This window comes from Tateyamaria sp. (assembly GCF_059783535.1).
The window spans coordinates 1-8,758 of record NZ_JBYNDP010000144.1; the positions used below are offsets into that span (position 1 = coordinate 1).

The window sequence follows — 8,758 nt, forward strand, 5'->3', positions numbered from 1 at the left end:
TTGAAGTGACACGCCATGTTCGAACGCCTTTTTCCCAAAAGACCCAAGGAAACCAAACCCTTGCCAGAACCCACGCCGCAGCTTGCCCTCGGCGCATTGCTGGTCCGGGTGGCCATGGCAGACCGCGAATATCAAGCACCCGAGGTGGCCGCGATTGACAAGATTCTGTCAGCCACATTCGATCTGAAACCCTTGGAAGCTGCGAAGCTGCGCGCCACGTGCGAGGCGCTTGAACGGCACGCGCCCGGCACACCCGAGTTCACGGATATTCTCAGGGAAACAGTGGCTTATGCTGACAGGCTCGGCCTCGCCATGGCGATGTGGCAGGTGTTACTGGCGGACGGCGAACATGCCGGCATCGAAGAGGATGTCCTGCACCAGATCGAAGCGGCACTTGGCATCACGGCTGATCACAGCGCGGACATTCGCACCCGTGCGCTTGGCGAATAGGCACAACAGCCATATATCCGCACCCATGTTCCAAGACCTCCTCAAACGGCTGATCCAGCCCGAGCCCGCCCAGATCGCTGACGCAGACGCGCGGCTGGCCCTGACCGCATTGCTGGTCCGCGTGGCCCGCTCCGATTACGACTATTCCGGCGACGAACGTGCATTGATCGACCAGATCACACAGGACCGCTATGGGCTTTCTCATCAAGAAGCCAATGCTTTACGGGTCGAAGCTGAGGCGATGGAAGCCGATGCGCCAGACACGGTCCGCTTCACCCGAGCGATCAAAGAGGCCGTCGCGTATGAAGACCGCCTGGCCTTGGTTGAGGCGCTCTGGAAAGTGGTGCTGGCCGATGGTCAACGTGCGCAGGAAGAAGATGCGCTTTTGCGCCTTGTCACCAACCTGTTGGGCATCACGGATCAAGACAGCGCGAAGGCGCGCCAAAGGGTTACCGGGTGATTGCATCCCTCGGCATGTACGACATGCCGCATTTGCGCGACGCCCATGACCGGTTCTGGAGCGCGATACGCGCCTCCCTTGGGTATGGGCCGGATCAGCTGAGCCGCGGAGGGGACCCCTGGGCCGAATGGCAATCACTTGATCTGCTCTTGGCTCAAACATGCGGACTGCCCTACAGGGCGCGACTGCATGGCAATGTCACCCTTGTTGGCACGCCCGACTACGATCTGCCGAACTGTCCGCCCGGGCACTACTTCAGCTACCTGATCCGACGCCGCGATGATCCACGCCGCCTTGCGGAACTGTCCAAACGGGGTGTGATGGCATTCAATGATCCATTGTCACAATCAGGCTGGGCTGCCCCATGGGCACACCTGAATGAACGCAAGCTGAAGCCAGAAAAAACCCTTCACACAGGGGCGCATATCGAAAGCATCAAAGCTGTGCTGAGTGGCAAGGCGGACTATGCAGCCATTGACGCACTGACCCTGCTTCTATGGGCGTCAGAGGACACCGACGCCACCGCATTTCTGGATGCCTTTGATCGCACGGCACCCACGCCTGCGTTGCCCTACATCACGGCCCGGGGACGTGATCCCAAGCCAATATTCGATTCCATCGAAACCGCTATTCCAAAGCTGTCGCACGAAGATCGCTGCGCGCTTCGCCTCAAGGGCATCGTTCACCTCCCGCCATCCGCGTATCTCGCCCTACCGATTCCGCCCGCGCCTTGACCAAACCGGGTTCTCCCTACGTCAATTTGCGCAAATGGCAGTCAAAACGTCCCTTTTGCCCGTGGACAAGGCACATGTTTTCCTCCCTTATACCGGCTGACCGAAACAAACGTAGCCAAACCACGTGTCAGACACTTCCGTTATTGAAATCCGAGACCTGCACAAGGCGTACGGCCCTCTGGAAGTGTTGAAAGGCGTGGATATCAAGGCAAAGCGGGGCGACGTTGTGTCGCTCATCGGGTCGTCCGGGTCGGGAAAATCCACCCTTTTGCGTTGCTGCAACCTGCTTGAAGACAGCCAGCAGGGCGATGTGGTATTCAAGGGCGAGACGGTGACGTGGAAAGGTCATGACCATGGCCGCCGTCCGGCAGATCCCAAACAGGTGCTGCGCATCCGTACCAACCTCTCGATGGTTTTTCAGCAGTTCAATCTGTGGGCCCACATGACCATCCTGCAGAACGTGATGGAAGCGCCCGTGACCGTCCTGCGCCGCGACCCGGCCGAAGTTGAACAGGCGGCGCGCAAATATCTCGACAAGGTGGGCATCGGCGACAAGTGCGACGTCTACCCGGCTCAGCTTTCTGGTGGTCAGCAGCAACGCGCAGCCATTGCCCGGGCGCTGTGTATGGAGCCCGAGGCGCTGCTGTTTGACGAACCGACCAGCGCGCTGGATCCGGAGCTGGAACAGGAAGTTGTCAAGGTGATCAAGGACTTGGCCGCCGAGGGGCGAACCATGCTGATCGTCACCCATGACATGAAACTGGCCCATGATGTAAGCGACCACGTCGTGTTTCTGCATCAGGGCCTGATCGAAGAACAAGGGCCGCCGGATGAGCTTTTTGGCGCGCCCAAATCAGAACGACTGCGCGGGTTTCTGTCTGCAACCCACGCCGCGTAACCAATAATCAACGGGAGAAATCACTCATGAAATCCATCCTTCTTTCGACCGTCGCAGTTGCGATGACAGCCACCTTTGCCATGGCCGATGGCCACAGCGTCGTGCGCATGGGCACCGAAGGCGCCTACCCTCCCTACAACTTCATCAACGACGCCGGTGAAGTGGACGGGTTCGAGCGCGAACTGGGCGACGAGCTGTGCGCGCGCGCCGAATTGACCTGCGAGTGGGTCACAAACGAATGGGACAGCATCATCCCCAACCTCGTGTCCGGCAACTATGACACGATCATCGCAGGCATGAGCATCACGGATGAGCGCGATGAAGTGATCGACTTCACGCAGAACTACACCCTGCCCGACCCGTCAGCTTATGTGGCCCTCTCGGCGGACGCAGATCTTGAAGGTGGCGTTTTGGCGGCTCAAGCCAACACCATTCAAGCGGCCTTCATCGCCGAAACCGGCGCCACGCTGGTTGAATTCGCAACGCCCGAAGAAACCATCGCCGCTGTCAAGAACGGTGAAGCCGACGCCGTTCTGGCTGACAAGGCCTTCCTGACGCCGATCGCGGACGAAGATGCCGACCTGATGATGCTCGACAAAGAAGAGCTGATCGGCGGCGGCATTGGCCTCGGCCTGCGCGAAAGCGACACCGAGCTGAAAGAGAAGTTCAATGCCGCCATAACCTCAATGAAGGAAGACGGCTCGCTGAACGCGCTGATCGCCAAGTGGGAAATCGGCGACGGCTTCTGATGACATTTGGATAGGGCGGAGGAGACCTTCGCCCTATCCTTGCTGACGTTCATGTTTTCCTTCTGCACCGACCCAAGCACGCTGCCCGACTGGCAGTGGATGGCCTGCTACCTGACCACAGGTAAGCACATTTCGATCTATTGGTCAGTGCTCACCGTCTTTCTCCTGCTTGCCATTACCGCGCCAACGGCGCTGGCCTTTGGCTTTGCTGGTGCATCGGCCGCCCGATCCCGGATCCTGCCCGTGTCATGGATCGGCCGTGGCTACATCGCGATTGTCCGCGGTGTGCCCGACATCGCGTTTTTCCTGTTTTTTGTCATCGCGCTGGATCAGGCCATCGAATACCTGCGACACCGCGCGCTATGCCCCGATTGGTCCGAACCTGTTCGGCAAGGCAACGACTTCGTGGTGTGCGCAGCTGCCAAGATGCCGCTCGGAACGGCTCCGCAATGGGTGCACGAAAGCTATGGGTTCGGACTGGCCGTGCTGACCTTTGCAATTGTCTTTGGCGCCTTTGCTGCCAACGTTCTTTTTGGTGCCATGCGTGCCGTGCCCAAGGCCCAGCTTGAGACCGCCGAAGCCTATGGCATGACCGCTCGACAAACATTCTGGCGCGTTCTCGTGCCCCAGATGTGGGTCTTTGCGCTGCCTGGTCTCTCCAACCTCTGGATGGTGCTGATCAAGGCCACGCCGCTCCTGTTCCTGTTGGGGGTCGAGGACATCGTGTATTGGGCGCGCGAATTGGGTGGAACCAAAACATCACGCTTTACCGACTATCCGCATGGGGATTGGCGGATGTGGTACTTCCTCGCCCTGTTGGTCTTCTACCTGATGTTCACCCGCGCGTCCGAGATTGTGCTGGAACGGTTGATGAACCGCCTCACCCGTGGACAGGCCACCACCGGTGGTGAAGCCCAGCGGAAGGCCCCCGCCTGATGTCCTGCGTGCAAACCATCATGGATTATGGACTACGCGCCATTGGTATCGGCGAACGCCTCTTGCCGCGTGACGACTTCACACTCTGCCAGCAGTTCACGCTGATTGGCTCCGGCATGATCTGGAACGTGTATTTCGGCGTCTTGGCGCTGGTTTGCGGCTTCTTCCTCGCCACGGCAGTGGCCATGGGCAAGAACGCGGCATCTCCGATGATACGCAAGCCAGCGGAATGGTTCGTGTTCATCTTCCGTGGATCGCCGCTGTTCATACAGTTCTTCTTTGCCTACTTCCTGTTTCTGCAACTCAAGGGCGTGAGCCCGTTCTTCGATCCGTTCACCGCCGCTTGGTTGGGCGCGTTGATCGTGCTGTTCCTGAACACGGCCGCCTACTCAGCTGAAATCTTCTATGGCGCTTTGAAATCCATCCCCAAGGGCGAGGTTGAAGCCGCCGATGCCTATGGCATGTCCGGCTGGCCACGCTTCAAACGGATCGTGTGGCCAACGATGCTGCGCCTTGCATGGCCCGCCTACACAAACGAGGCGATCTTCCTCTTCCATGCCACCACCCTTGTCTATTTCTCGGGCTTTCCAGCGTGGCAGCAACGCGGCGACGCGCTCTATTACGCGAACTACTTCGCAGACAAGACGTTCAACCCGTTCATTCCCTACCCGATCCTTGCGATGTATTTCATCCTGCTGACGCTGGTCATCATCGGACTGTTTGGACTGGTCAATCGCCACCTGAACCGGCACCTGCCCGCCAACACGCGTCAGAAAATGAAACTGCGCATGAACCTGGTCCGGTAACTCCATGCACAACTGGCTGGTCGATAACCCCGAAATCCGCGCCATCCGCGTGGCAGCCGCCGATCTGAATGGCGTGGCGCGCGGCAAACGTATGCCGGTGCGCTTTGCCGACAAGATCACCGACAGCGGCACGCGCTTTCCCATGTCGGTTCTCAATCTCGACATCTGGGGCGAAGATATCGAGGACAGCCCCCTTGTGATGGAGACCGGCGATCGGGACGGCGTATTGCGCCCGACCGAGCGCGGCTTTGTTCCAATGCCATGGCTGAACACGCCCACGGGGTTATTGCCGATCTGGATGTTTCACGAAGATGGCCGCCCCTTCATGGGCGATCCGCGCCATGCACTGGCGGACGTGCAGAACAGGTTTTCAGCCAAGGGCCTCACCCCGGTTGTCGCGGTCGAATTGGAATTCTTTCTGATCGACGACACCGGCAGCCGCCTGCGCGTGCCACCCTCCCCGCGATCCGGCAAGCGGCGCGTCGCGGGCGAAATCCTGTCCATGCGCACGCTCGACGCCTTCGACGACTTCTTTACCGAGCTTTATGACGCCTGCGAAGCGATGGACATCCCCGCCGACACCGCTATTTCCGAAAGCGGCCTTGGCCAGTTCGAGATCAACCTGATGCATCAGGCCGACGCACTGAAGCCGGCGGATGATGCATGGCTGTTCAAGATGCTGGTCAAAGGGCTGGCACGCAAACACGGCTTTGCCGCGTCCTTCATGGCAAAACCCTACCCGGACTATGCAGGCAACGGGCTGCACATGCATTTCTCGGTGCTGGACAAGGATGGCAAGAACATCTTTGACGACGGGACCGAGGCGGGCACAGACACCTTGCGCCATGCTGTGCAGGGGTGCCTTGCCGCCATGCCCGGCTCGATGCTGATCTTTGCGCCCCATGCCAATTCCTATGCCCGGTTGGTGCCGGATGCCCACGCACCCACCGGCATCGCATGGGCCTATGAAAACCGCACAGCCGCCATCCGTATCCCATCGGGCCCTTCAGCGGCCCGACGGATCGAACACCGGGTGGCCGGGGGTGATGTGAACCCGTATCTTTTGATTGCTGCCGTACTGGGTGCCGCACTGAACGGGATCGAGGACGTACAGGACCCGCCAGCGCCGATCACTGGCAACGCCTACGCACAGGATCTGGAACAGGTTCCCGGCACTTGGGAAGACGCCATGGCCGCCTTTGCCGACAGCCCGCATATCGCGCGTATCTTCGACGCAGAGCTGATCCGCAACATGGACATGACCAAGCGGCAGGAAGCCCGCTACATGGCCGAACTCACGCCGGACGAGCAGACGGAAATCTACCTCGACTCCGTCTAGGCGGCGCACTATCTTCGGCCCGTAACCCTCAGGTGATCCATGAAAATCGGCATTCTGCAAACCGGTCACGCACCCGACGAAGTGTTGGGAACGCTTGGTGACTATGACACCATGTTCGCCCGCCTACTCGACGGGCACGGCTTTGAGTTCGAAACCTTCGACGTGGTCGACATGGAATTCCCGGACGGCCCGGATGTGTGCGACGGCTGGCTGATCACCGGCTCCAAACACGGCGCGTATGAGGATCACCCGTTCATCCCGCCGCTCGAAGACCTGATCCGTGGCATCCACGCAGCAAGCCGCCCGATGGTTGGCATCTGTTTCGGCCACCAGATCATCGCGCAGGCCATGGGCGGCAAGGTCGTGAAGTTCGACGGAGGCTGGTCGGTTGGGCGACGGGAATACAACTACAAGGGCGAAACCCTTGCTGTGAACGCTTGGCATCAGGATCAGGTTGTCGAGGTCCCGGAAGGGGCCGAGGTCATCGCCTCGAACGATTTCTGCGAGAACGCGGCGCTGGTCTATGGCAACCGCATCTGGACGATACAGCCCCACCCCGAATTCGGCGCCGACATGGTGAATGCACTGGCCACGCATCGCGGTCCTGGTGTTGTGCCTGACCCGCTGCTGGACAAGGCCTGCGCGCAACTGGACGCCCCCATACACAGCCAAAAGGTGGCCGATGAAATGGCTGCCTTTCTCAAACAAGGGGCGCTGAGACATGTCTGATGACTGGATATCCAAGCTGCCGGACGCGGCACGTGTCTACCTGGAAGGCAAACGACTGGACGAGGTCGAATGCATCATCGCTGACCTGCCCGGCATCGCGCGGGGCAAGGCCGTGCCTGCATCGAAATTCGCAAGGCAGGACTACTTCCACCTGCCCGACAGCATCTTCTACCAGACCATCACCGGCGATTGGGGGGAGGCCGCGGACGAAGACGGGTTCATCGAAAAGGACATGATCCTGAAGCCCGACATGTCGACCGCAACGGCGGCGCCATGGACCGGCGACTGGACCCTTCAGGTGATCCACGACGCCTATGATCGCAAGGATCAGCCCGTGCCGTTCAGCCCGCGCAACGTGCTGAAACGCGTTGTGCAGCTCTACAATGACAGGGGGTGGAAACCGGTTGTGGCCCCCGAGATGGAGTTCTTCCTGATCGCGCGCAATCTGGATCCCGCACAGGAAATCAAACCCATGACGGGCCGGTCCGGCCGTCCGGCGGCTGCGCGACAAGCCTATTCCATGACCGCGGTGGACGAATTTGGCCCCGTGATCGACGACATCTATGACTTTGCCGAGGCGCAAGGGTTCGAGATTGACGGTATCACACAGGAAGGCGGCGCAGGCCAGCTTGAGATCAACCTGCGCCACGGCGATCCCGTCAAACTCGCGGACGAGGTGTTTTACTTCAAGCGCCTGATCCGCGAAGCGGCCTTGCGCCACGACTGTTTCGCCACCTTCATGGCCAAACCCATCGCGAATGAACCTGGAAGTGCGATGCACATCCACCATTCGATCATCGACATGGAAACCGGACAGAACATTTTCGTGGGACCACAAGACGGCGACACAGATGCGTTCTTCCACTTCATAGCGGGCTTGCAGAACCACCTGCCTGCAGCGCTTGCGGTCATGGCCCCGTTCGTCAACAGCTATCGCCGTTACGTGAAGGATCACGCTGCCCCCATCAATCTGGCCTGGGGCCGTGACAACCGCACAACCGGCATCCGCATCCCCCTGTCCGAACCACAGGCGCGGCGCGTCGAAAACCGGATCGCGGGCATGGACTGCAACCCGTATCTGGGCATCGCGGCGTCGCTGGCCTGCGGATACCTAGGACTTGTGCAAGAACAGCGCCCGACGGCCCAATTTCGCGGCGATGCCTATGAGGGCGACGGGGATATCCCGCGCGTGCTTGGCTCAGCCCTTGATCTGTTTGACGAGGCGACAGAGCTGCACAAGGTATTGGGCGAAGAGTTCGCTCGCGTCTATTCGATCGTGAAACGCGCCGAATATGACGAGTTCCTGCAAGTGATTTCCCCGTGGGAGCGCGAGCATTTGCTGCTGAACGTCTAACTGGCAACCCGGCCCTTCGGGGAGGATTTTTGGGAAACAGGGAAGATGGACCTTCTGACCGTCAATGATCAACCGGGGGCCTATCCCGACAGTTGGTATGCCGCGACATCTGACATTCCCCCCGCTCGCGCGCCACTGCAAGGGGACGTGCGGGCTGATGTGTGCATCGTCGGGGCGGGCTATACGGGCCTGTCCGCTGCCCTGCATCTGGCACAGGTCGGGCGCAAGGTTGTTGTGCTGGAAGCGCATCGCGCGGGCTTCGGAGCCTCCGGTCGTAACGGCGGGCAGCTCGGCACCGGCCAA

Annotated in this window: 11 protein-coding genes; all 11 read left to right on the forward strand. The window is 60.1% G+C overall.

The genetic code is table 11. The features are described from left to right. Window positions 1-15: 15 nt before the first annotated feature. Window positions 16-450, forward strand: coding sequence for a tellurite resistance TerB family protein (locus AC6RA8_RS19085; RefSeq protein WP_500354903.1), 435 nt, complete (start codon window positions 16-18; stop codon window positions 448-450). Between the two features lie 25 nt (window positions 451-475). Continuing rightward, complete coding sequence (locus AC6RA8_RS19090) at window positions 476-910, forward strand: tellurite resistance TerB family protein (protein WP_500354905.1); 435 nt, start codon at window positions 476-478, stop codon at window positions 908-910. After that, complete coding sequence (locus tag AC6RA8_RS19095; protein WP_500354906.1) at window positions 907-1,644, forward strand: phosphate/phosphite/phosphonate ABC transporter substrate-binding protein; 738 nt, start codon at window positions 907-909, stop codon at window positions 1,642-1,644. The genes AC6RA8_RS19090 and AC6RA8_RS19095 overlap by 4 nt, the downstream gene beginning before the upstream one ends. A 124-nt stretch (window positions 1,645-1,768) precedes the next feature. Then, a complete protein-coding gene (locus AC6RA8_RS19100) occupies window positions 1,769-2,542 on the forward strand; it encodes an ABC transporter ATP-binding protein (protein ID WP_500354908.1) in 774 nt (257 codons plus the stop codon). Window positions 2,543-2,568: 26 nt separating this feature from the next. Continuing rightward, on the forward strand, window positions 2,569-3,291 hold the full coding sequence (locus AC6RA8_RS19105; RefSeq protein WP_500354910.1) for a transporter substrate-binding domain-containing protein: 723 nt from the start codon (window positions 2,569-2,571) through the stop codon (window positions 3,289-3,291). 51 nt (window positions 3,292-3,342) lie between these two features. After that, entirely contained in the window at window positions 3,343-4,227 is an 885-nt protein-coding gene (locus AC6RA8_RS19110; protein WP_500354912.1) for an ABC transporter permease, read from the forward strand. Beyond that, entirely contained in the window at window positions 4,227-5,033 is an 807-nt protein-coding gene (locus AC6RA8_RS19115) for an ABC transporter permease (RefSeq protein WP_500354914.1), read from the forward strand. The genes AC6RA8_RS19110 and AC6RA8_RS19115 overlap by 1 nt, the downstream gene beginning before the upstream one ends. 4 nt (window positions 5,034-5,037) lie before the next feature. Continuing rightward, entirely contained in the window at window positions 5,038-6,372 is a 1,335-nt protein-coding gene (locus AC6RA8_RS19120; protein WP_500354916.1) for a glutamine synthetase family protein, read from the forward strand. A 39-nt stretch (window positions 6,373-6,411) separates the two neighbouring features. Further along, the gene (locus tag AC6RA8_RS19125; RefSeq protein ID WP_500354918.1) at window positions 6,412-7,101 is read left to right on the forward strand and encodes a type 1 glutamine amidotransferase; all 690 of its coding nucleotides are present in this window, start codon (window positions 6,412-6,414) and stop codon (window positions 7,099-7,101) included. Beyond that, the gene (locus AC6RA8_RS19130) at window positions 7,094-8,455 is read left to right on the forward strand and encodes a glutamine synthetase family protein (RefSeq protein ID WP_500354920.1); all 1,362 of its coding nucleotides are present in this window, start codon (window positions 7,094-7,096) and stop codon (window positions 8,453-8,455) included. The genes AC6RA8_RS19125 and AC6RA8_RS19130 overlap by 8 nt, the downstream gene beginning before the upstream one ends. A gap of 45 nt (window positions 8,456-8,500) precedes the next feature. Continuing rightward, window positions 8,501-8,758 (forward strand): NAD(P)/FAD-dependent oxidoreductase (locus AC6RA8_RS19135; protein ID WP_500354922.1); only part of this gene is annotated, 258 nt, incomplete at its 3' end.

Coding starts and splice junctions, on each gene's coding strand:
- AC6RA8_RS19085 (WP_500354903.1), top strand. CDS start 16: ATGTTCGAACGCCTTTTTCCCAAAAGACCCAAGGAAACCAAACCCTTG.
- AC6RA8_RS19090 (WP_500354905.1), top strand. CDS start 476: ATGTTCCAAGACCTCCTCAAACGGCTGATCCAGCCCGAGCCCGCCCAG.
- AC6RA8_RS19105 (WP_500354910.1), top strand. CDS start 2,569: ATGAAATCCATCCTTCTTTCGACCGTCGCAGTTGCGATGACAGCCACC.
- AC6RA8_RS19110 (WP_500354912.1), top strand. CDS start 3,343: ATGTTTTCCTTCTGCACCGACCCAAGCACGCTGCCCGACTGGCAGTGG.
- AC6RA8_RS19115 (WP_500354914.1), top strand. CDS start 4,227: ATGTCCTGCGTGCAAACCATCATGGATTATGGACTACGCGCCATTGGT.
- AC6RA8_RS19120 (WP_500354916.1), top strand. CDS start 5,038: ATGCACAACTGGCTGGTCGATAACCCCGAAATCCGCGCCATCCGCGTG.
- AC6RA8_RS19125 (WP_500354918.1), top strand. CDS start 6,412: ATGAAAATCGGCATTCTGCAAACCGGTCACGCACCCGACGAAGTGTTG.
- AC6RA8_RS19130 (WP_500354920.1), top strand. CDS start 7,094: ATGTCTGATGACTGGATATCCAAGCTGCCGGACGCGGCACGTGTCTAC.